Genomic DNA, 22,995 nt, shown 5'->3' on the forward strand with positions numbered 1-22,995 from the left:
TCATGCTGCATTCCCATGCCGAAATCCGCCGCCGTATCGATGCTCTCGGCCCATGGTTCCACAACATGGAACTGGCGGGTGTCGAAACCGCTCCCAACCATTTTCTCGGCAATTATCCGCTGATCAAATGGCGCAAATTCGCCGAGGCCATTCCCGGGGATCTGACAGGCAAGACGGTGTTGGATATCGGCTGCAATGCCGGTTTCTATTCCATCGAGATGAAACGGCGAGGTGCTGCCCGTGTCCTCGGCATCGATTTCGATGAGGCCTATCTGGCGCAGGCCCGCTTTGCCGCCGAGATCGCCAATTGCGAAATCGAATTCCAGAAACTTTCGGTCTACGACGTCGGCGCCCTGCGCGAAACATTCGATATCGTGCTGTTCATGGGGGTGCTTTATCACTTGCGCCACCCCTTGCTCGCGCTCGACCTTATCCGTGAGCATGTCGCCGGTGACCTGATGATCTTCCAGTCCATGCAGCGCGGCAGCACAGATCTGCCCGAGATGGAAGAGAACTATCATTTCTGGACGCATGACCTGTTCGACCGGCCGGAATTTCCCAAGCTCCATTTCATCGAGCACCGCTATGCCGATGACCCGACCAACTGGTGGATTCCCAACCGCGCCTGCACCGAAGCGATGCTGCGCAGCGCCGGATTTGAAATCGTCCTGCATCCGGAGCAGGAGGTCTATTTCTGCCGCGCCGCCGGCGACCCGGCCAGTGGCGGTCCCGTCTACCCCTCGAAAGGACAGCGCCATGATTGAAGCCGCGATGATCTGGAACGAGCCCAACAACAAATCGCATTGGGACCCGGAACTCGACCCTGATTGGAGCCGCTTTGCCAGGATGGCGATCCTGTCGGCGGACGCAATCGCATCTGAAAACCCGGCTTTGACCAAAGTGCTCGGCGGCATCTCGCCGATAGATCCGGGGTTCATCACCCGCATGAAGGAATTCGGCGTGCTGGATCATGTAGATGCCGTCGCTGTGCACGGCTTTCCCCTCGACTGGAATCTGTGGCAGATCCAGGAATGGCCGCAGAAGATCGGCGAGATCGCGACCGTCACCGACCTTCCCATCTGGGTCAGCGAAGTCGGCGTATCGACCTTCGGCGCCGAGGAAATCCAAGTCTGGGGGCTCAAGCGCACAGCTGAATTGCTGCTCGGCAATGCGCCACGCATCCAGTGGTACAGCCTCTATGATCTTCCGCGTGAATGGGAAGCAACGACGCGGCACCGCGAAGCCGAGGGCTCGTCTTATTACCGGCATTTCCAAATGGGGCTGCTGCGCCAGGACGGCACGCCAAAGCCCGCGCTGGAGGAATTCCTGCGCCATGCACCTGCAATGGGCCTGGTGCAGTGGTTTCATTTCGAAGACCCGCGGCTGGACGATGCCGTCGCCTGGATGAAGCGGCTGGGTGTCACCAATATGCGTACCGGGCTTTCCTGGGCGGACAGCTTTCGGCCGAATGCGCTGGACTGGTTCGACCGGCAGATGGAAGCACTCGCCGATTTCGATGTGACGGTCACCTTCTGCTTCACACCTCAGCACCGCGGAATGATGCCCCACCACACCAGCCCCCCCCTGGTGCCGGAGGAGTTCGCGGAATTCTGTTCAACCATGATCCGCCGCTATGCGCCTGGCATGACATCCGCCTCGCTCCCCACGCAGCGGGCCTCGGCCGCGTGAAATGTCATGGTGCCCATGCATCAGATGCCGGGCTCCGCGACGCCGTTGACAGGTGGAGATGCGGCGCAGGGCAACGAGACGCGACCGGCCGCGACGCTCACCGTCCTCAATGTCGCCTACCCTCTCGCACCCGTCGGCCCCGACGCTGTCGGCGGTGCCGAACAGGTTCTGTCGATGCTCGATCGGGCACTGGTTCAGGCCGGTCATCGATCTATCGTCATTGGCTGCCGAGGCTCCAGAACGAGCGGCACGCTTGTGGAAATACCGGCCGAAAACGGCGTACTCGACGAGGCGGCGAAGAGCCGCGCGCAACAGGCCCATCGCGACGCGATCGCGGCTGCCCGCGCCCGATGGCCCATCGACGTGGTTCATCTGCACGGCATTGATTTCGACGCTTATCTGCCCGACGATGGTCCGACCTTGGTGACCCTCCACCTGCCATTGGATTGGTATCCGGCCGCGGCATTGCGCCCGACGCGCGGTGACCTCTGGCTCCATGCGGTCTCGCCCAACCAGCAGAAAACCGCGCCATCAGGCGCCAGGCTGTCGGCGCCGATTCCAAACGGCGTTGACATCGAAGCACTGACCCTGCTGCAGCCGAAGCGCGACTTTGCCCTTGTTCTAAGCCGGGTTTGCCCGGAAAAGGGCGTCCACCTGGCGCTCGACGCAGCCAAACAGGCAGATGTGCCGCTGGTCATCGGCGGCAAGGTCTATCCCTATGAAACGCATACGCGGTACTTTCGCGATGAGGTCCAATCTCGCCTCGATGGCCGCCGCCGCTTCCTTGGCCCGCTCGGCTTCACCGCCAAGCGACGCATTCTCAACGCAGCGCGCTGTCTGGTCATTCCGAGCCTCGCAGCCGAGACCAGCTCGCTTGTGGCCATGGAGGCCCTCGCCTGCGGTACCCCGGTGGTCGCCTTTCCAAATGGTGCGCTTCCCGATGTCATAGAGCACGGCAGGACGGGCTTTCTCGTCGACACGGTCGATGAGATGGCCCAAGCCATTCTTGCGGCGTCCAGCTTGGATGCCGAGACATGCAGGGCCGAAGCGCGACGGCGGTTTTCGCTGGAACGGATGATCTCGTCTTACATGGACGCCTATCAGGCGCTGGCACAGCTTGGCAGTGGTCGCCGGCGCTTCGCCGCGGTGCCGTGAGTAAAGCTGTGCTGCGCAGCGAAATCATCGGTGACCTCGCACAATTCGACGCCTTGACGCCGCACTGGTGGAAACTGTGGCAGCAGAGTCCCTCGGCGACGCCGTTTCAATCTCCCGCCTGGCTGGTGCCGTGGTGGCACGCATTCGCACCCGGTGAACTGGCGACGGTCGCGGTATGGCGCGGCGGCGATCTGGTCGGGCTGGCGCCGCTCTATCTCGAGCATGGGACCGCCGGTTCGAAGCTGCTTCCGGTCGGCATTTCGCTCAGCGACTACCTGGACATTCTGGCTGTCCCTGGGATCGAAGCCGAGGTCGTCGCCATTGTCGCCGAGTCGATCCTCTCGATCGGGTGGGTGCAATGGATCTTGTCGGACTTGCCGCAGGACAGCGTCGCCCTTGCGATGACGCATCCCGAGATGGATTGGCCGACCGCTCATGCCGCCTGCCCCGTGCTCGCCCTCGCCGGCGACGAAACGCTTGCAGGCTGCGTCCCCGCAAGACGCAGACGCCAGTTGCGTCGGGCGCGTCAAGCCGCATCAAGATGCGGCCGGATCGCGATGTCGTCGGCGAGCGGCAGTCCGCAAACCTTCCTCGATCAGTTGATCCGCCTGCACAATATGCGCTGGGCCGAACAAGGAGGCGGTGTGTTGGCCAACGCCGCCGTCGAGCAATTCCATCGGCTCTCACTTCCCGTGCTCGATGCTCACGGTCTGGTGCGATGCTGGCTGTTCGCGATCGATGGCGGGACCGTCGGCGCCTATTACGGATTTCACCACTGCGGCCGTGCCTATGCTTACCTCGGTGGCTTCGACCCTGCTTATGCCGAGGAGAGCCCAGGCGCGATCCTGATTGGCCACGCAATCGCGGAAGCGATCCGCGAAGATGCGCGCGAGTTCGATTTCCTGCGCGGCCAGGAGGCCTATAAATATGGCTGGGGCGCCGTCGACAGGTGGACGATGCGCAGGGTCTGGACGCGGAGTTGATGCATGAGTGTAACCGCACCGAAAGCCGCCCGGCGCCTGACATCGGTCGGGCTGGCGGTTGAAGACTGCGTGGCCGATGGCATTTGCGCCGAAGGCGTTCTCGTCAGACTGGCGCTCCACCTGCCGCCCACAATTGGAGCGGCGGAATTGGCGGAGGTCGTGCTGAAGGTCCAGCCGGCGGATGCCGGCGACGCAGCAAGGCTGCGAAAGGTCGCCGGACTGCTGCGCTGCAAGCCAGACGTCTTCGCCATGTTGCAGGCAGCGGGTGGCGCCGTTCGGCATGAGCGCAATGAGGATGAGACGAATGTCGCTGTCGTCAGGCGGCTGGCCTCCAGCTTCGATGCCGCGGCAGCGATTTCGGGAGCCGCGAGTGTCCAACTGGCATCCCTCGGCGATGAGGCAAGGCTCACAGCCACGACCAACGAAATCGTTGCATGGCTGGAAGCGCGAGAATTCACCGGAAGGGAACGGAGCATCCTCGACATCGGTTGCGGCATCGGCCGTTTCGAGCGTGCGCTGTGCAAATCCTTCAAGCGGATGGTCGGCATCGACATATCGCCGCGGATGATCTCCATCGCCTCCGAGCAATGCGCCGCACTCGGCAATGTCGAGTTGCGACAAACCTCCGGTCTCGATCTGTCCGAATTCGCCGATGCCAGTTTCGATTGCGTGCTGGCGGTGGACAGCTTTCCCTATCTGGTTCTGGCCGGCATGGCTGATCGGCATTTCGACGAAATTGCGCGCGTTCTGAAACGGCCGGGCTGGCTCGCCTTGCTGAACTATTCCTATCGCGGATCACTTCTCTCAGACCGCGATGATATCGGCCGTCTGGCGCAAACTCATCAATTGCGGGTCCTCATCGACGGCGAGAAGCCGTTTCGGTCGTGGGATGGCGACGCCTTTCTGCTCGCTGGGTGAAGCGGAACATTACAGCCCGATGCCAGTTCGGACGTCGAACAACGGGCACCGACGAGTGTCCCCGATTCGAAGGAGGATATCATGGCATCCGGCGGTAAAAAACATTTCGGCCGCAGCAGCCGGGCAAGAGTGCCGGCGCCGGCGCGGTGACCTCCCCGGAGAAGGACGAGATCGAAGAAACCGCGGTCTTGTCGAATCGCGACAAGAAGCAGCATGGCCAGGAGCGCGGGCAGGACGGCAATCGGATCAAGTCCGATCAATATCCGGGTGACGCCGCTGACCGATTGCCTGAGGACTGAACGCCACCGCAGCGCGTCCATGGCCCGCGGCGACGAAGGAGCTGCAAGGAAATAAACTTGTGCAAGGGGCCGCTGGTGAGCTTCTTGGCGGTGGACACCGCCTTGTAATGCAAGGCGCTTGCCACCACACTAGGATCAAGGGACCGCTATCAAGAGAATGTGATGTCTCGTTCGAGCGACGATACCGCGGATCCGCATGTCGAGATGGCTGTGGATCAGGAGATTGCTTCCCTGCTGGCCGCCATAGAGCAGGAAAAAATTCCAGACCGCCTGACCAAGCTGGCGATCGAATTGCAAAACGCGCTCGTCGAGAAACGTCGACGCGACGTGAAGAACTGACTATCTGCGGCCGTCGACCTCGACATCAAGCTGACCATCCGAAAGCTGGTTTCTTCTCTCCATCAATGTCTCCAGCGAACTCTCTCCAAGGAATTCAAGGATGTTGGCGCGCGCACGGTTCAGGCGGCTTTTGACCGTCCCGACCGCGCAACCGCATATGTCGGCGGTTTCCTCGTAGCTCACTCCCAAAACGCCGATCAGCATCAGGACTTCGCGTTGGTGTTCAGGCAGCCTTTGAATGGCGCCGTGAACTTCCCTGCTCTGAACGGTCCATTCCTGGGTGGCTTCCGAAATCGGTCTCGAAGACGCGCAATCGAGCAGTCCTGGCGCCTCCCGGGCAGCGATCTTGACCCGGGTGTAATAAGTGTTGCGCATGATGGTGAAGAGCCACGACTTCATGCGCGTACCGGGTTCGAACTTGTCGATGTTGGCGAGACCCTTGGTCAGTGTCTCCTGCACGAGATCGTCGGCGTCGTCAGGGACGCGGCAGAAGGTGCGCGCGAATGCCCGCAGGGCAGGTATCAGGTCAACGATGGAAACTTCATTGGTTTCCTGGTCGGCCAAAAGGCAGCCTCCGGATGACAATGGTCCAGCTCCCAGAAGAAAGAGTGTGTGAACGCAGCCCCAGCTAAATGCATGGAAGTTTGGTTCGTTCCTCGTGCTGGAGACAACTCTTCATAAATTCTGCGCAGGCGGAGATATCTGTCATCCGATCGGCGCGCACCATCGCCGCAGCAGTCACGGCTCCTCCGACAGCGGTGTCTCCACAGCGTCCATTTTTTACGGGAACAAAGCCGCTCACCGGCAGTTTGATGGCTTGACCACTTCAACCTTCCGGTATCGATCGAGGACCTGTCATGGCCAAATCCGCTCGCCCCTCCGCTCGCCAATCGGCAAGTGGACTGGATCAGAATAGCGCGCGCGGAAATGGCGGCGAGTTGCACCAGATCGCGGGGGATGAAACGCCTGCCCTTACGACGGCGCTCGGAACGCCTGTCTCCGACGACCAAAACACATTGCGGATCGGTGAGCGCGGACCGTCGCTGATCGAGGACTTTCACTTTCGCGAGAAGATTTTCCACTTCGACCACGAACGCATCCCGGAAAGGGTCGTTCATGCCCGCGGCTACGGTGCGCATGGTTTTTTCGAGACCTACGAGTCACTTGCCAAATACACACGTGCCGACATTTTCCAGCGAGTTGGTGAAAAGACGCCGGCATTCGTTCGTTTCTCGACGGTTGCCGGCAACAAGGGCTCGTTCGATCTCGCCCGCGACGTGCGCGGCTTCGCGGTCAAGCTCTACACCAAGGAAGGCAATTGGGACCTGGTCGGCAACAACATCCCGGTCTTCTTCATCCAGGACGCCATCAAGTTTCCCGATCTGATCCACGCCGCCAAACAGGAGCCCGACCGCGCCTTTCCGCAGGCACAGACGGCGCACGACAATTTCTGGGACTTCATCAGCCTGATGCCGGAATCGATGCACATGGTGATGTGGATCATGTCGGATCGCGCGATCCCGCGTTCCTTCCGCTTCATGCAAGGCTTTGGTGTGCACACGTTCCGCCTGGTCAACGCGAAGGACGAATCCACCTTCGTCAAGTTCATCTGGAAACCCAAGCTCGGCATGCAATCGGTGGTCTGGAACGAGGCGGTCAAGATCAACGGCGCCGATCCCGACTTTCATCGCCGCGATCTGTGGGACGCCATACAGGCCGGCAATTTCCCGGAATGGGAGTTGACGATGCAACTATTCGATCAGGCGTTTGCCGACAGTTTCGACTTCGATATCCTGGATGCAACGAAGATCATTCCCGAAGAGGTCCTCGAACCAATTCCGGTCGGTCGGCTGGTGCTCGACAGGATGCCGGATAATTTCTTCGCCGAGACCGAGCAGGTTGCGTTCATGACGCAGAATGTGCCGCCCGGAATCGATTTCTCCAACGATCCGCTTCTGCAAGGCCGCAACTTCTCTTATCTCGATACCCAATTGAAACGGCTGGGCAGCCCGAACTTTACCCATCTGCCGATCAATGCGCCGAAGTGCCCGTTCGCCCATTTTCAACAGGACGGGCACATGGCCATGCGCAATCCGGCCGGTCGCGCCAATTATGAGCCGAACTCATGGGGACTGGGACCGCGCGAGGATCCGCAGCGTGGCTTCCGTTCTTTCGCCGATGCCGAAGAAGGGCAGAAAGTACGTCTGCGCGCGGAGAGCTTCGCCGATCACTACAGCCAGGCCCGGCAATTCTTCAACAGCCAGACACCACCGGAGCAGCGTCACATCGCGATGGCGCTGACCTTTGAACTGAGCAAGGTCCAGGCACCGGCGATCCGCGAGCGGATGGTTTCGCATTTGTTGAACATCGATGAAACGCTGGCGACCACCGTAGCCGACAAGCTCGGCATCCGTGACATGCCCGAACCTGCCGAAGCCGCCGTTCCGCCGCGCGACGACTTGCCGCCGTCGCCGGCGCTCAGCATCATCCAAAACGGGCCCGACAGTTTCGAAGGCCGCAAAGTCGGTGTCATGCTCAGCGATGGAGCCGATATCGCGCTGTTCGAGGAACTTCGTTCCGCCATCGAAGCGGAAGGCGCGGTGATGGAGGTGATTGCGCCCAAGGTGGGCGGCGTCGAAGCCGCCGACGGTACTCACATCGAGGCAAGGCACATGATCGACGGCGGTCCATCCGTATTGTTCGACGCGGTGGTGCTGCTCCTCTCCGAGGCGGGCGCCGAGCTGCTGGTCAAAGAGGCCGCTGCGAAGGATTTCGTGTCTGATGCGTTTGCGCACTGCAAGTTCATCGGCTTCACCACAGGGGCCGAGCCGCTCCTGATCAAAGCAGGCGTCGCTCCCGATGCCGATGAGGGGTTGACGCGGCTGGATTCGGCGGCTTCGGTAACTGCGTTTGTGCAGTCATGCCGCAAACTGCGGCTCTGGGCGCGGGAGGCGGCTGTCAAGCTTTGATGCGATGGCGCCAGCTGTTTCGTTGGCGTGTGCGCAGGCCTTGGTTGCCGCCAAACCAGCCGGCACCGCGATCTACGAGCGGCCTTCCTTGCTGGACGCTTGTTGCCGCTGCTTTTCCAGGATCTCGTCGGTCCCGACCAGCTTTTTTGCTCCGCCTGAAATGGTCGTGGACACCACCGAGGGTGGATCGCTCGCCGGAAAGGAATCCTCCAACCCCGCCTGCAGTTGGTCCTCGAGCGTCTGTGGTTCTTCGGAACGGCCGGGCGTTCTGCGCGTGTCTATCTTCTCAAGTGCCTGTTTCTTTTTTGGCGAATCGTTGGCGTTCCGGACCAGGGCGTAAAGCTGCTCGATCGCGAATTCCTTGATCGATTCGAAATCGGCCCGATCGTCCTTTGCTGCCTCGATTTGATCAACCATGGCTTTCTCGAAGCGGTCGAGGCTGTCGGCTCCGCAGGCATGGGAAAGGCGCAACAAGGCCTCGTTCAGCATCAACGGAGCGAAATGTGCTGAAGCTTCAAGCCTGAGTTGCCTTAAACGATCCGGAGTGGCGGCCTGCAACTTTGACATGGACAACCTCATTTCTCCCACAAACGTCTCAACGACATTTGACCGCCGATGTTCCACCATGCCTGAACATCCTTCCCACCCGGCGAGCTACAGGAACCAGCTTGCTACCAACCCCGCCGACGCCGCAAGAATCGCCAGGATCGTCACCCCACCCAGGATGTTCGTGCTTGTGCTGTTGACCTTGTCACCCATGATCTTGCGGTTGTTGGTCATGATGAGAAGGAGAAGCAGCAGCGGCGGCGTTGAAAATCCTTGCACGATGCCGGACCAGACCAGAGCTTTCATCGGGTTGAAGCCGAAGAAATTGAGGCCCACCGCCACCAGCGTTATGACCCCGATCACGATGTAGAATTTGGGAGCCTGCCGGGGTTTGGCATGCAAGCTATTCTTCCATCCCATCGCCTGAGCGAAATCGAAAGCGGCGCCAGCGGTCATGATCGGCACGGCCAGAAAGCCGACGCCAATTATACCGGCCGCAAAGAGAATGCCGGCAGCGTCGCCGGCAAGCGGCCGCAGCGCTTCGGCCGCCTGTGCCGCTGTCTCGATCTGCGTCTGCCCGGCCTTGTAGAGCGTCGACCCTGTCGAAAGGATGATGAAATACATGATCAGATTGGAAAACGTCATGCCGATTAGGATATCGCGGCGGGATCGGCGCAGCTCGCCCTCGGTGGCGCCTTTGCGCTCTTCGAGGCTCGTTCGACCCTTGGCGATCTCCTCCTCCACCTCCTGATTGGACTGCCACGTGTAAAGGTATGCGGAGAGCGTGGTCCCGACGATGGCGACGAGGATGGACAGGTATTCGCGGCTGAACTCGATTTTTGGCAATAGCGTGCCACGCAGAACGGAGGCGGCATCCGGTTTGGCAAGCACCGCGGAGACCACATAGGCAAGCAGAGCCAGAGCCAGCCACCGGAACACATTTCGGATCAATTTATACGATCCGAACACCTGCAGGGCAAAAATGACGACCGCAACGACAATGACGACCAAGGGAGCAGGCAGAGGAACGAACAGCACGATGGCCGCCGACATGGCGCCAAGGTCGGCGGCTGCCTCGATCGTGTTGCCAATCAGTACGCCCACCAGCACAGACCATAGCAGCCAACGCGGATAGAAGTCCGATATGACCTTGAAGAGCCCGCGACCCGAAACCTGGCCAAGTTTGGATGAAAGGTAGACGACGAGATACATCATCGGCAGCGTGACAGGTGCCGTCCACAGCAGGTCGGGGCCGAACCGGGCTCCGGCGCTCGCGTAGGTACCGATGGCCGAGCAGTCGTCATCGGCCGCGCCGGTGATCAAACCAAGCCCGAGAGCCCGAACGACGCCGCCTTTTTTTGGCTCTCTTGCCCTTTGGCCCTCTTCAGGTGGCTTGTTCATTGAAGGCGCGTCTTTACCGGGGCCACGCAAGAAATCATGACGAACATTCCAATCGGATGCCGATGAAGCAGCCGTTTCAAGCTGCATTGAGATCGAGTTCGAACCTCTGGTCAGGCTTTTTGTTCCTGGACACAGTCCCGGTCCGCGACGGCGATTCATCCCATGCGGGTTCTTTCGGCGGAGCCGAACATCGAAGCGAATGCTCCGTTCCCCTGAAGAAGAGAATGCTTGTGTCGAAGCCTGTCATTCAGGCGACGTGGCACAAAATTATTCTTTGAAGGAATGTCCAGCGGCGCCAAAGTCGAGTGTGGGGCCCGGCTGTTCATCCGCTTCGTCAGCGGCTCGTACCGCCGCCGATCACCATCCGCACGCCGAGGCCGATGATGAGACAGCCGGCGAGCCGCTGCTGCCAAAGCCTTGCGCGAGGGTGCCGCATGACCCATGCGCCGGCCGCGCCCGATGCCAAGGCGTAGGCTCCCAGCACCAGCACACCGGTTATCTTCTGTGTTGCGCCAAGCAGCACCAGCTGCAACGTGACGGAGCCCCTATGCGGATCGACAAATTGCGGCAGGAACGCAACCATGAACATCAAAGGCCAGGGATTGCTCAGATTGGCGATCATTCCTTCCCGGGCGGCGGCGAGCGGCCGCAGGGCCTTGAGGTCACCCGTGGGAATGGTTGCCGAGGATGAAAGCAGCAGCCGGATACCCAGCCAGACGATGTAGGCCGCCCCGGCCCATCGAAGCAGATTGAACGCCAGGGGCGAGGCGTGGACAAGCGAGGACAGGCCGAATGCAATCAGCGGAAGCTGCACAAGTCCGGCGCCCAGCGTCATGCCGAGCACCGTGAACAGCGCCACGTCGCGCCCCTGCCCGATGCCGCGTGCCATCACCAGCATGCTGTCGGGGCCTGGCGGCATCTGCATCAGAATGACGGTTCCGACAAAAGCTATCCACAATGAGGGATCGATGGGACATCTCCGCTCGCGTTGCCGATGACATCAAAGCGACCAGCCGTCATCCGGGTTCCGCGGCAAATGAAAATGTCCCATCGCGAAGAACCAGGCAGAACCGTCAGATGGAACGCGGTGCCAGTCCTGGAAGTTGAAAAGCCGGAGCCGTTCCTGAACCGGTTTTGGAGGCCTGACCCGTGCATGAACCGATAAACGCCTTCCCGCTCCCGCTGGACACTCCTCCGATGGAGGCCAGGCTTGCCGATGAAATCCCCAGGGACGGGAACCGCTGGCAGTACGAGCCCAAATGGGACGGATTTCGCTGCCTGGCTTTCAAGAGCGACAACGCCGTTGACCTGCGCGCCAAATCCGGCAAGCCGCTCGGCCGCTATTTTCCAGAAATCACGGAGATTTTGCGTGACCTCAAGCGCGGGCACTTCGTCATCGACGGCGAGATTGTCATTGAGGTTGACGGTGAGCTTTCCTTCGAAGCGCTGCAGATGCGCCTTCACCCAGCACAAAGCAGAATCCGCAAACTGAGTTCGCAGACGCCTGCCAGTCTGATCCTCTTCGACATGCTTGCCAGGCCGGGCGGCGAGGTCATCACGGGCAAGCCACTTGTCGAAAGGCGGCGAGCGATCGAGGACTTCGCGACCTCCTCGAACAGTCCAGATCTTCGCCTGTCGAAGTGCGCTTATGATGCAGCCACGGCGGCTCGATGGCTAAACGGCTCCGGCCATGCATCGACCGACGGCATCGTGGCCAAAGTGCTCGATGAGCATTATCTGTGCGGCGAACGTGCGATGGTGAAGGTAAAGCCGAGGCGCACCGCCGATTGCGTTGTCGGCGGTTTCCGCTATCTCGCGGACAGTCGTGAGGTCGGCTCGCTGCTCCTCGGCCTCTACAATGACGACGGCAAGCTCGATCACGTCGGCTTCACGTCGACCATCGCCAGGACCGACAGAGGAGCGCTCACGCGCCGGCTGGAAGGGCTGCGGTCAGAGCCCGGATTCACCGGCAAGGCGCCCGGCGGCCCGAGCCGCTGGAGCACGGAGCGCAGCGGACAATGGGAACCCTTGGAACCTGAACTGGTGGTGGAGGTCCGCTTCGACCACGTTACCGGCAATCGGTTTCGCCACGGCACCAAACTGCTGCGCTGGCGCCCCGACAAGGCGCCACGGCAATGCACGTTCGAGCAGATCGAATAGACCGCTCCGGGGAGATCGCTTCCAGAAACCTGTCACGATTTATTGTGACGAAGGAACCAACTCGGGATTCACCGGTTCGGACACCATCCGCCGGAGCTACCCTGACATGCCAAATGCAGCAGAAATTCTCATCGATACGCTCGTCGCCTGGGACGTGGAGGTGGTGTTCGGTTGCCGGGAGACGGCATAAACGGCGTCATGGAAGCGTTGCGGACGCGGCGCGACAAGATTGCCTTCGTTCAGGTCCGGCATGAAGAATCGGCTGCCTTCATGGCATGTGCGTATGCCAAGTGGACAGGTAAGCTGGGCGTGTGCCTTGCGACGTCCGGTCCCGGCGGAACACATCTTCTGACCGGCCTCTATGACGCCAAGCTCGACCAGGCTCCGGTGCTGGCGATTACGGGCATGCAGTTCCACGATCTGATCGAGACGTTCACGCAACAGGATGTCGATCTGACGCGCGTGTTCAATGATGTCTCCGTTTATAACGCCCATGTTGCCGATGCCGCGCATATGGAAAACGTCGCCAGCCTTGCCTGCCGAACCGCGCTGGCGCGCAAGGGCGTCGCACATCTTTCGATTGCCAGCGACATCCAGGAGCAGGAGCGCGATCCGTCGAAGCGCTCCAAGCGCAATCGCCCGGCGCACACGCCGCAGGATATGTTCGCCGCTCACAGCGTACCGCTGGACGTTGAGCTCGACAAAGCCGCCGACATTCTCAATGACGCTTCGCGGGTTGCGATCCTGGCCGGACGCGGCGCCATCGGCGCGGCCGCCGAACTCGAACACACGGCGCGCCTGCTGCAGGCGCCTGTCGCGAAGGCCTTGCTGGGCAAGGCGGTGCTGCCGGACGACCATCCCTACACCACCGGCGGGATCGGCATTCTTGGAACCCTGGCTTCGCAAGAGGCGATGGAGAGCTGTGACGCGGTGCTGATTGTCGGTTCGACCTTTCCCTATATCGAATACTACCCGCAGCCCGGGCAGGCCCGTGGCGTCCAGATCGACTGCGATGCGCAGCGGATCGGCTTGCGCTTTCCAGTCGAAGCCGGCCTTGTCGGCGACGCGGCCGAGACATTGCGCGCGCTCAACCAACGTCTGACGCAGAAGCCCTCCGATGAGTTCCTGCACCGTTCCCAAGAGACCATGAGAAAATGGCGCGAGATGATGCGGCAGTCGGAAGACATGCAGGCGCAACCCTTGAAGCCACAGGCGATTGCCCGGGCGTTCGGACAACGGTTGGCCGACGACACGGTGCTGGCCACGGATTCCGGTCAGAACACGGAACTGGCCGCCCGCCATGTCGATCTTCGCAGCGGCCAGGCATTTGGGGTGTCCGGATCGCTGGCGTCGATGGCTTGCGGTCTCGCCTACGCCATCGCTGCCGGCATAGCATTCCCCGGTCGCCCGATTGCCGCCATCGTCGGCGATGGCGGCTTTGCCATGCAGCTCGGCGAATTCTCGACGGCGGTGCGCTACAAGATCCCGCTGAAGGTTCTGGTGATCAAGAACAACATGCTCAATCAGATCGCCTGGGAGCAGATGATGTTTCTGGGGAATCCGCAATTCGGCTGCGAATTGCAGCCGATCGATTTTGCCATGGCGGCGGAAGCAATGGGCGCCAAGGGTTTTCGCATCGAGCGGACCGATCAGATCGAGACGGTTCTCGACCAGGCTTTCGCCACGGAAGGCCCTGTCGTGATCGAAGCGCTGGTCGATGCCTATGAGCCGCTGATGCCACCCAAAATGCCGGCAGACTATGCCAAGAACTTCCGCCAGGCCCTGCCGCGAACACCGGGACACGAACGCATGGAAGAAAATATCGCCCGGGAGCCGGCGAAATCGATGATGGACGCCTAGAGGCGGCGCAAGGAGGTGGGAACAGCGCGCCTCCTTGGCTTCATTCTGGATCTTTCCAGATGAACCGGTGCTCTTCCGGGTGACGGATGCGGATCATGAGCTTCGACGCGCTTTTTTCGACCTCCATCTGCTACGGCAACGGCGCTCCGCAGGCCGGTTGGACTCTGGCGCTCCCCATCACATTGCCACTGGCGGCAATCCTTTTGCTGTATGTTGCCGGCGCCAACCGACTGTGGCGACGGAGCGGACGCGGACGTCGCTTGCGATCACGGCAGGCCTTCCAGTTTGCTGCCGGCTGGGCCGTCCTGGCGTTCGCCCTTGTAAGCCCGATCCATGCGTTGGGCGAACATGTGTTTGCGGCGCACATGATCGAGCATGAATTGCTGATGGTGGTCGCAGCGCCTCTGCTGGTTGCCTCCCGCCCGACAGCGGCGATGATGTGGGCACTGCCGGTACAGCTGCGCCAGATATTCGGAGCGGCCGGACATGCAAATACGCTTCGGGCGATCTGGGCGTTCATCAGCCGCCCTGTGGTCGCGACCGTCCTGCACGGAGCCGCGATATGGATTTGGCATCTCCCGGCGCTGTTCGAGGCTGCCCTCCAGCAGGGTTTCCTGCACTATGCCCAGCACGCGAGCTTCCTCGGCACCGGGCTTTTGTTCTGGTGGGTGCTGCTGCCTCGCCCTGGCCGCGAGCACGCTCGCGGCAATGCGGTGATGCATCTCTTCTTCACCTCGCTCCACACCGGGCTGCTCGGGGCTTTGCTCGTTGTCTCGCCAAAGCTGTGGTATCCGGCCAACGCCGTCGGCTCGGATCTGTGGGGGCTCAGCCCGCTCGAGGACCAGCAACTTGCAGGCTTGATCATGTGGATTCCCGCTGGCCTGATCTATGGCGGAGCCGCACTGCTCTTGGTCGCTTTCTGGATTCAAACGAGCAGTCGGCGGCATCAGGCTCCCCAGGAGTTGCGCATCGTCTAACCCGCACCGCTTCACGTCGGTTTTCGCCGGGGCGGTGTTGCCAAGCATCCTTTTTCAGTCAGCTGCGTTATGGCCTTGGCAACGATGGTGGATCCTTCATGGCGAGGTGCATGAGTCCGTTGGCCGGCTCTCGCAGGCGGACACGACCGCGAATGTCGCTTGCCTTTACATGTCCAACGCAAATCCTGACTGACATTGTTCCGGGAAAGGCCGCGCAACAGCGTTTGAGGTGGGTCAGCGCAGCGCCGATGTTGGTATTGGCAGGATGCGGCGATCGGCAGTCGGCCCTCCATGCACACGGTGCGAACGCCCGGAGAATCCTTGATCTGATCTGGTCTTTCAGCGCAGTCGCGGTGGCCACGTGGCTGCTTGTCATGCTGGTCTTGGCGGCAGCGCTTTTGCATCGCCGCCTGTCCGAGACAACGCGCTCGCCGCTCGAGATCGATTCACATCAGGAGCGCCGATTTACCCGCGCTGTCGGCAGCGCCATTGCGTTGACCGTTCTGGTGCTCGTCATGATGACGATAGCGAGTTTTTTCGCCGGCAAATCCATTGCTTCGCTGAGCGGAACGGAAACGCTTGCCGTGCGGATCACGGGGCACCAATGGTGGTGGGAGGTCCGGTATGCCGGTAATGATCCCTCGCAATCGATCGTCACGGCAAATGAAATCCATGTCCCGGTTGGCGAACCGGTCAAGGTCGAACTCGATTCGCTCGATGTCATTCATAGCTTCTGGGTGCCGAACCTTGCCGGTAAGCGCGATCTCATTCCGGGCCGGCTAAGCCAGCTTACCCTCATCGCCGATAAGCCCGGCATCTATCGTGGCCAGTGTGCCGAATTCTGCGGCTATCAGCACGCCCATATGGCCATCACCGTCATCGCGGAAAGCCGCGAAGCGTTCGAAGCATGGCAATCCAGGCAAAACGCCGTCGCATCGGCGCCTGGCGGCGAGGAAGAACGCCGCGGCCAACAGGCATTTCTTTCCACCGGCTGTGCGCTCTGCCATACGATAAGAGGCACGCCCGCCAGCGGAACGGTCGGACCTGATCTTACCCATCTCGCCAGCCGACGTGCACTGGCCGCGGATACGCTGGCCATGACCCCTGGCGCACTCGCCGCCTGGATTGCCGATCCACAGTCGATAAAGCCTGGCGCCAAGATGCCGCGCATTGCCCTTAGCGCCGACGATCTCAACGCGGTCGTCACCTATCTCGGAAGCCTCGAATGAGCGGCATTGCGGGAAAGCCGGCCGAGCATACCGAGCAGGGCTTGAAAGGCATCCGTGACACCGGCCTCGAAGAGGTGAGACTGCGCGCTTTTCTGGCGCATGCCTGGCGAACGCCGAAAGGCTTCTACGGCTGGCTGGTCACGGTCGATCACAAGCTGATCGGACGGCGCTATATCGTGACGGCTTTCCTGTTTCTCATCCTTGCGGGTCTATCAGCGCTCGCCATGCGTTTCCAGCTTGCCCAGCCTGAGGCCGGCCACATCGGCCCCGATCTCTACAACCAGCTGTTCACCATGCATGGCACGACGATGATGTTTCTGTTCGCCGTGCCGGTGATGGAAGCTTTCGCCATTTACCTGGTGCCGCTGATGATCGGCACTCGCAATGTCGCCTTTCCGCGGCTCAATGCATTCAGCTACTGGGTCTATCTTTCCGGCGGGCTGATGATCTGGATCGCCTTTGCCTTCGAAACCGGTGCGGATGCCGGCTGGTTTTCCTACGTACCGCTCGCCGGACCCGAATATGGCATCGGCAAGCGCCCCGATTTTTGGGCGCAGATGGTGACCTACACTGAAGTGTCCGCGCTCGCGGTAGCGGTCGAGATCATCGCGACAGTGTTCAAACAACGTGCTCCCGGAATGTCGCTCGACCGCATCCCGCTCTATGTCTGGTCCGTCCTCGTTACGGCTTTCGTCATCCTGTTCGCCATGCCGGCCGTGATGGTCTCGAGTACAATGCTGATCCTGGACCGCCTGGTCGGCACGAAATTTTTCGATCCCGCAGCAGGCGGCGATGCACTGCTGTGGCAGCATCTGTTCTGGTTCTTCGGCCATCCCGAGGTCTACATAATCTTCATTCCGGCGACCGGCTTCGTCTCCGCGATCCTGCCGACCTTCGTTCGCCGCCCGATCTTCGGCTATCTCGGCATCGTCCTGTCGTTGATCTCGATCGGTTTTCTTTCCTTCGGCCTGTGGGTGCACCACATGTTCGCTACCGGCCTGCCGCAGCTCGGCGAAAGCTTCTTTACCGCTTCCTCGATGATGATCGCCATTCCGAGCGGCATTCAGATCTTCTGCTGGATTGCGACGATCTGGGGCGGCCGGCCGATCTTCGCCACGCCCATGCTTTTCGTGCTCGGCTTCATCTTCACCTTTGTGATCGGCGGCCTGACCGGGGTCATGGTCGCCTCGGTGCCGCTCGACCTGCAGGTGCACGACACCTATTTCGTGGTTGCCCATTTCCACTATGTGCTGGTCGGGGGCGCCGTCTTCCCCCTGCTCGGCGCCGTTTATTACTGGTTTCCCAAGATCACCGGACGCATGCTGTCGGAGAGGCTCGGCCGCTGGAATTTCTGGCTCGTCTTCCTCGGGTTCAATCTCACCTTCTTCCCCATGCATATTCTCGGTCTGCAAGGCATGCCGCGCCGCGTTTATACGTATCCGCCGGCGAGCGGCTGGGGCGAGATGAACCTCCTCATCAGCCTCTCTTCACTGGTGGTGTTCGCCGGCTTTGCGCTTTTCTTCCTGAACCTCCTGCTCAGCCTTCGCAACGGCCGCATTGCCGGAGACAATCCCTGGGGCGCGAGCACGCTCGAATGGGCGACGACGTCGCCGCCGCCCTCCTACGATTTTTCGCGGCTGCCCGTGGTAACTCACCGCGAACCGCTTTGGGCCGAGCCCGATACGCTTCCCGTGGTCGAGGGTCTGCGTGTCGACGCACGCGAGGTGCTCGCCGGCACGGTCGCCGATGCGGTGCCGCAACTAAGGGTGCCATCGGCTGACAACTCGATCTGGCCGCTGCTGTCGGCCATTGCGGTGGGCGGCGCATTTCTCGGTTCGATATACACGCCATGGGCGGTGGTCTGGGGAGCGATCCCGGTTTCGATCGGCTTCATCTGTTGGTTCTGGCCGAAAGGCGAGCCGGAGGACGAGGAATGAGGCACCGTCCCGTCGCCGACGTCAGCCACCTGCCCACATATGATTTCGGGTCGGCGAGCCCGATGTGGTGGGGAACCCTTGCCTTCATTGCTCTCGAGGCAACAGGTTTTGCCTTGGCGATAGGCACCTACTTCTATCTGGCTGTGCTGGCCCGGCATTGGCCCATCGGAGCCCCGGCGCCAGATCTGCTGCCGGGCACGGCAGCGTTGATTATTCTGGTTGCGAGCGTCGTGCCCAACCACCTGATCGAGTTTTGGGCGCGTCGCCAGGACCTCGCGAAAGTTCGCCTTGGCATGGTCGTCATGTCGATCGTCGGGATTCTTCCGCTGATCGTTCGCATCTGGGAATTTCCGGCTCTGCGGATTTCCTGGGATCAGAACGCTTACGGATCGATCGTGTGGTTCCTGCTTGGACTGCATACGACGCATCTTCTTACCGATGTCGGCGACACGATCGTCCTGGCGGTTCTCATGTTCACGCAAAAAGGCAAGGCGGGCCGCCGCTTCAGCGACGTCTCGGACAATGCGTTCTACTGGGACTTCGTCGTCGTCTCATGGGTCGTGCTCTATCTTGTTATTTATTGGGCTCCGAGGATGTGAGATGCAGGCGATCCGTACCGGCGTTTCCTGGGCAGGCCTGGTCAGCGGGCCAGTTGCATGGGCAATAGCCCTGCAGTTCGATTACTCCATTGCATCCTGGCAGTGCCATGCCGGCTTTCGTCCCACTGCCTTGTTCTCATTGATAGGCGCCGCTGTCGCCCTGGCAGGCACGCTGCTGTCGTGGCACGCCGTTCATGACCGCGGACATGGTACGATCCCGCCCCGGAGGGCGCGCACGCGTGCGTTCCTTGCCAGGACTTCGGTGGGCATCGGGGCGCTGTTCACGCTCATCTTGCTGGCGCAAGTGGTGGCGGGGCTGATCTTCAGCGGGTGCGAACTGTGACGACGCCAAAGACGCGGAGATTGGCCATCCACCGCCGGTACGCGCTTTGGCCTGCCACGGGCATTCCATTCCCACCCGTCATTTCTCGGGCGGTCGTACTCGTCTTGTCGTCGTTGGCGCTTTGCACCGAGCTGCGGGCGAGCGAAATCCAGAGGGGTGAATATCTCACGCGAGCGGCCGACTGCATCGGCTGCCACACGTCCAATCCGAGCCGCCCCTTCGCTGGAGGCTATCGCGTGCCGACACCGTTCGGCGATGTATACTCGACCAACATCACACCAGATCTCGAAACGGGCATCGGACGCTATTCCGCGGACGAGTTCGTGCGAGCCGTCCAGAAAGGTATCAGGCGCGACGGAGCCGATCTCTACCCCGCCATGCCCTATGACAGCTTCGCCGCAATGAGCCGCGAGGACGTGCTTGCAATTCGGGCCTATCTCCTTGCGCAGCCGCCGATTTCCCAGCCGCGGCCGCGAAACATTCTGCCTTTTCCATTCAACCAGCGCTGGACGGTTGCGCTGTGGAAGCTCGCGAATCTCCAAACCGGCAGTTTCACGCCCGATCGGAGCCGGACCGCCGCATGGAACAGGGGAGCCTACCTTGTCGAGGTGCTCGGCCACTGCGGTGCCTGCCACACGCCAAGGAATGCGACGTTCGGCATGGATGAAGACCACAAGCTTGCCGGCGGCACCGCCGGCATCTGGCACGCCTTCAACATCACCAGCGACAAGATCGCAGGCGTCGGCGGCTGGAGCAACGAAGAGCTGTCTCGATTTCTCAAAACCGGCGCCGTGCCCGGGAAGGCCTACGCGGGCGGGCCGATGGCGGAAACGGTCATGAACAGCCTGCAGCATCTTTCCGACGACGACATCCAGGCTATTGTCGCCTATCTCAGGGACGTGCCCACCCAACCGGGAGACGAGAAGCAGCCGCGTTTCTCATGGGGTAACGCGGCCGCGGCCGCGGCCGACGGCGATGCTGGAACCGAGGGGATGACGCAAGGCAGCGGGACCGCAACCGGCGATGATCTCTATCGATCGCTCTGTTCGACGTGCCATGGGGCGAACGGAGGCGGATCGCCCGACGGATACTATCCGTCCTTGACCCGCAACAGCACCCCCGGCGCGGCCACGCCCGAGGATGTCGTCATGACCATCCTTGAAGGCGTCAAAGCTGGTGAGGTGGCCGGGCGTCAATCGATGGCGGCCTTCGGCGGCTGGCTGGACGATGGCCAGGTGGCAGCTCTTGCAAATTACGTCACCGCGCGGTTCGGAAATCCCGACCTCAGCGTCACCGCGGCCGATGTACGCCAGATGCGGGCAGGAACGACAACCAGCCAGACAATCATGATTCTGGCGGCTCAATCACTTGTAGCGGGCGCCGCCGTGTTGATGCTTGGCCTGCTGCTTTTGCTGGCAAGACGCCTGCGTCGTGGGGCGACTTCAGCGCGCCTCATGTTCGCGCATAGAGATAGGCGGTAATGTCGCGCGCCTCTTGAAGCGACAGATTTGTATTGGGCATGGCCGCCTTCGGGTCTACATCCCGCGCCCTGCTGATCCAGCGCATCATCGCATCCGGGGTGGCTCGCGACGCCCCGATATATCCTCTTTCGACGACGCCTTGCAGGGACGGACCGACGGTGCCATGGGCGCCGGGTACCCCCGGGATTTCGTGACATCCGCCACAGCCGTGGCGGATCATTGCCGGGACGGCCCGGTCAGGGTCGCCACCGATGGCCTGTGCAATGGTGGTTTCCCGGAGATTGTCGCCGCGGACCAAGTTGACGGCGCAAACTACCGGAATAATGACGATTGCCGCGGATACGCCTGCCACCCAGGGCAGCGCGGATGGCATCAGCCTGACGGGTTGTCGGCTCATCCGCGCATGCCATCGCAGTCGCAAAACGCGGCCCGATCGCAGCCCCAGGGAAAGGAGCAATGTCCGGCAGCGCTCCGAGGCACCAATCTATTTGTTGCAGTTCTGCACATTCGACGTTGTCGTGCCGGAGGCGGTGTTTGTGTCGGTATCATTGCCCGCGGCGTCCTTGCAGCGGTCGCTCATGCCGTTCGGGGTGGTTGTCGAATTTGTTGCGTTCGGGTCAACGGGGGTTGTCGAAGTACTGGAACCGGTGCCGGCGGTACCATTGGCATCATTCGTGGTTCCGGGCGTCGTGCCCGAACCGCTGTTGGAGCCTGAACCGTTCGACTGCGCGATCGCCGATGTGGCCAATGCGAGCGCGAGCGCAGCGGCGGAGAAAAGTTTGACAATCATGGTGGATCTCCTGGTTGTGTGCCGCCACCAAACCAATCGTTCCCTGATATGTTCCCGGCGAAGTCGTGTTCAGCGAAATTCCTGTGAAACGGTTTTCAGGCTGCAGCAGACTGTTAGCCGCGCGACGGCAGTCGGTATAAGCGCGCCGCTTGTTGCGCCGTCCGGCTGCGGAAGCAGCGCCAGCCGCATATCCTCGCCAAACACATCGTCGCTCGATGGTGGTTGCTGCAAGCGCCCTCAATCATCCCTGGATCGTGGAGGAAACAGGTCAATCATTGCGACGAAAATCACACCAACGGGCCGAACACGAATGTAGCAAGCAGAACAAGGAAAATCACAGCGATAACTGCGACCGCCCACATGACAATCCTTCTTGTCCCCCGTTGCTCTTGCTTGCGAGAGATATCTTCTGACACAGTATGAAATCCTTGCTGCAAAATTCAACTGACGACAAGGCTCGGCGCCTGCATGGCCCGGACCTGCTGAACTGTTGCGGCCGCGTCTTGGAGTTGGCCGCAGCCGGGGCTCACACGCCTACCAGCCCTGCCGACCGTACCAGTCATCGATATCGCGCCGCACACGGTCCTTTTCGAGGCCGTAACGCTCCTGGATCTTGCCTTCGAGTTGATCGCGCTTGCCGGCGATGCGGTCAAGGTCATCATCCGTGAGTTTACCCCACTGCTCCTTGACCTTGCCTTTCACCTGTTTCCAGTTTCCTTCCACGCGGTTCCAGTCCATGACACCGTTCTCCTTCGGTTTGAAAACGTCTAACCTCGGAGAGCAAACGCAAATCAACGACGGATGTTCCTGGAACTCGACAGCAAGGCGCTTGTCTTGCTCTCACAGGCCGCGATCCATTCCTTTACGCTCAGTCTGCGTCATCAATTGAGGTCGAGCGGAATTCGGGTGGTGGAGATGGATGGCTCCGCCAATTATCGATACCGGTCGCGTTGGCAGCACGCGCAGCGGAGGAACAGCCAACCGTATGATGGTCAGTCCGGGCGAATTCGCCACCGGGGCGCTTGCGCAATTCGAAGCGGACAAGGACGAGGTGCTTGTCGGTATTTTGGCCGATACGCGCCGGATGGGCGAAGCTTTGTTCGAGCGGATGAACAATCACTCCTAAGCCATTATGGGATCGCCGTCGCGGTTGCGGCAATCCGCTGGTTTCCGTGCGTCCCTCGAGGTTTTGTCAGCTATGTCCCCGGGGTCGGAACACAGACTGGATGGTAGGCCCGGAAGGTCAACGTTTCTACAGAATCAACTCGTTGTGGCTGATCCCACTCCTGCAAGGCGGGCAAATCATGGACTGGAGCGGCG

General features: G+C 61.1%; 23 protein-coding genes and 1 pseudogene. 17 read left to right on the forward strand and 7 right to left on the reverse strand.

Translation table 11 applies throughout. The features are described 5' to 3' along the window. The first annotated feature begins 2 nt into the window (after positions 1-2). The 7 genes from NKI69_RS10220 to NKI69_RS10250 all read left to right on the forward strand — a co-directional run bounded on the left by NKI69_RS10220 (position 3) and on the right by NKI69_RS10250 (position 5,383). Positions 3-764, forward strand: a complete 762-nt coding sequence (locus NKI69_RS10220; protein WP_128303883.1) for a TIGR04290 family methyltransferase — start codon at positions 3-5, stop codon at positions 762-764. After that, entirely contained in the window at positions 757-1,689 is a 933-nt protein-coding gene (locus tag NKI69_RS10225; RefSeq protein ID WP_352721178.1) for a glycoside hydrolase 5 family protein, read from the forward strand. The genes NKI69_RS10220 and NKI69_RS10225 overlap by 8 nt, the downstream gene beginning before the upstream one ends. A 6-nt stretch (positions 1,690-1,695) precedes the next feature. Next, complete coding sequence (locus NKI69_RS10230; protein WP_352721180.1) at positions 1,696-2,844, forward strand: glycosyltransferase; 1,149 nt, start codon at positions 1,696-1,698, stop codon at positions 2,842-2,844. Further along, positions 2,841-3,827, forward strand: a complete 987-nt coding sequence (locus NKI69_RS10235) for a GNAT family N-acetyltransferase (protein ID WP_128303881.1) — start codon at positions 2,841-2,843, stop codon at positions 3,825-3,827. Before NKI69_RS10230 ends, NKI69_RS10235 begins: the two co-directional genes overlap by 4 nt. A gap of 3 nt (positions 3,828-3,830) precedes the next feature. Next, complete coding sequence (locus NKI69_RS10240; RefSeq protein ID WP_352721182.1) at positions 3,831-4,745, forward strand: class I SAM-dependent methyltransferase; 915 nt, start codon at positions 3,831-3,833, stop codon at positions 4,743-4,745. A gap of 146 nt (positions 4,746-4,891) precedes the next feature. Then, entirely contained in the window at positions 4,892-5,044 is a 153-nt protein-coding gene (locus tag NKI69_RS10245; RefSeq protein ID WP_352551592.1) for a hypothetical protein, read from the forward strand. Between the two features lie 162 nt (positions 5,045-5,206). After that, positions 5,207-5,383, forward strand: a complete 177-nt coding sequence (locus tag NKI69_RS10250) for a hypothetical protein (RefSeq protein WP_127292183.1) — start codon at positions 5,207-5,209, stop codon at positions 5,381-5,383. Here the strand turns inward: NKI69_RS10250 and NKI69_RS10255 are convergent, their stop codons facing one another. Then, positions 5,384-5,947: a sigma-70 family RNA polymerase sigma factor gene (locus tag NKI69_RS10255; protein WP_127292180.1), complete on the reverse strand. Its 564-nt coding sequence runs from the start codon at positions 5,945-5,947 to the stop codon at positions 5,384-5,386. It lies immediately after the preceding gene. A 293-nt stretch (positions 5,948-6,240) separates the two neighbouring features. Here NKI69_RS10255 and katE point away from each other — a divergent pair, with 293 nt between their 5' ends. Then, positions 6,241-8,352 (forward strand): catalase, encoded by a 2,112-nt coding sequence (katE, locus tag NKI69_RS10260; RefSeq protein WP_352675224.1) that lies wholly within the window; start codon positions 6,241-6,243, stop codon positions 8,350-8,352. Between the two features lie 72 nt (positions 8,353-8,424). Here katE and NKI69_RS10265 read toward each other — a convergent pair whose 3' ends face one another. The 3 genes from NKI69_RS10265 to NKI69_RS10275 form a co-directional block, all read right to left on the reverse strand. Next, entirely contained in the window at positions 8,425-8,919 is a 495-nt protein-coding gene (locus tag NKI69_RS10265) for a hypothetical protein (protein ID WP_352441950.1), read from the reverse strand. 87 nt (positions 8,920-9,006) lie between these two features. Next, complete coding sequence (locus NKI69_RS10270; protein WP_352721185.1) at positions 9,007-10,299, reverse strand: Nramp family divalent metal transporter; 1,293 nt, start codon at positions 10,297-10,299, stop codon at positions 9,007-9,009. Positions 10,300-10,633: 334 nt separating this feature from the next. After that, positions 10,634-11,224, reverse strand: coding sequence for a LysE family translocator (locus NKI69_RS10275; protein ID WP_050592649.1), 591 nt, complete (start codon positions 11,222-11,224; stop codon positions 10,634-10,636). A gap of 224 nt (positions 11,225-11,448) precedes the next feature. Between NKI69_RS10275 and NKI69_RS10280 the strand changes: the two genes are divergently transcribed. From NKI69_RS10280 to NKI69_RS10315, 8 genes and pseudogenes are all read left to right on the forward strand, one after another. Further along, complete coding sequence (locus NKI69_RS10280; protein WP_023809496.1) at positions 11,449-12,459, forward strand: ATP-dependent DNA ligase; 1,011 nt, start codon at positions 11,449-11,451, stop codon at positions 12,457-12,459. Positions 12,460-12,565: 106 nt separating this feature from the next. Beyond that, positions 12,566-14,319 (forward strand): annotated as a pseudogene (locus tag NKI69_RS10285) (thiamine pyrophosphate-dependent enzyme). 95 nt (positions 14,320-14,414) lie between these two features. Then, positions 14,415-15,296, forward strand: a complete 882-nt coding sequence (locus NKI69_RS10290; protein WP_023809497.1) for a cytochrome c oxidase assembly protein — start codon at positions 14,415-14,417, stop codon at positions 15,294-15,296. Positions 15,297-15,544: 248 nt separating this feature from the next. After that, positions 15,545-16,525: a cytochrome c oxidase subunit II gene (coxB, locus tag NKI69_RS10295; RefSeq protein ID WP_050592651.1), complete on the forward strand. Its 981-nt coding sequence runs from the start codon at positions 15,545-15,547 to the stop codon at positions 16,523-16,525. Next, positions 16,522-18,462, forward strand: coding sequence for a cytochrome c oxidase subunit I (ctaD, locus tag NKI69_RS10300; protein ID WP_050592652.1), 1,941 nt, complete (start codon positions 16,522-16,524; stop codon positions 18,460-18,462). Before coxB ends, ctaD begins: the two co-directional genes overlap by 4 nt. Further along, positions 18,459-19,061, forward strand: a complete 603-nt coding sequence (locus tag NKI69_RS10305) for a cytochrome c oxidase subunit 3 (protein ID WP_023809500.1) — start codon at positions 18,459-18,461, stop codon at positions 19,059-19,061. Before ctaD ends, NKI69_RS10305 begins: the two co-directional genes overlap by 4 nt. 1 nt (position 19,062) lies before the next feature. Continuing rightward, entirely contained in the window at positions 19,063-19,404 is a 342-nt protein-coding gene (locus tag NKI69_RS10310) for a hypothetical protein (protein ID WP_023809501.1), read from the forward strand. A gap of 20 nt (positions 19,405-19,424) precedes the next feature. Next, positions 19,425-20,885 (forward strand): cytochrome c, encoded by a 1,461-nt coding sequence (locus NKI69_RS10315; RefSeq protein WP_196815302.1) that lies wholly within the window; start codon positions 19,425-19,427, stop codon positions 20,883-20,885. Here NKI69_RS10315 and NKI69_RS10320 read toward each other — a convergent pair. From NKI69_RS10320 to NKI69_RS10330, 3 genes are all read right to left on the reverse strand, one after another. After that, entirely contained in the window at positions 20,857-21,282 is a 426-nt protein-coding gene (locus NKI69_RS10320) for a c-type cytochrome (protein ID WP_128303875.1), read from the reverse strand. The genes NKI69_RS10315 and NKI69_RS10320 overlap by 29 nt on opposite strands. An 87-nt stretch (positions 21,283-21,369) precedes the next feature. Next, a complete protein-coding gene (locus tag NKI69_RS10325) occupies positions 21,370-21,675 on the reverse strand; it encodes a hypothetical protein (protein ID WP_023809504.1) in 306 nt (101 codons plus the stop codon). Positions 21,676-22,209: 534 nt separating this feature from the next. Further along, positions 22,210-22,413, reverse strand: coding sequence for a CsbD family protein (locus tag NKI69_RS10330; protein WP_023809505.1), 204 nt, complete (start codon positions 22,411-22,413; stop codon positions 22,210-22,212). Between the two features lie 247 nt (positions 22,414-22,660). On the opposite strand from NKI69_RS10330, the gene NKI69_RS10335 reads away from it, so the two are divergent. After that, positions 22,661-22,801, forward strand: a complete 141-nt coding sequence (locus NKI69_RS10335) for a hypothetical protein (protein ID WP_023809506.1) — start codon at positions 22,661-22,663, stop codon at positions 22,799-22,801. The last annotated feature ends 194 nt before the right edge of the window (positions 22,802-22,995 follow it).

Source organism: Mesorhizobium sp. M0491, assembly GCF_040321265.1.
Lineage (GTDB): Bacteria > Pseudomonadota > Alphaproteobacteria > Rhizobiales > Rhizobiaceae > Mesorhizobium.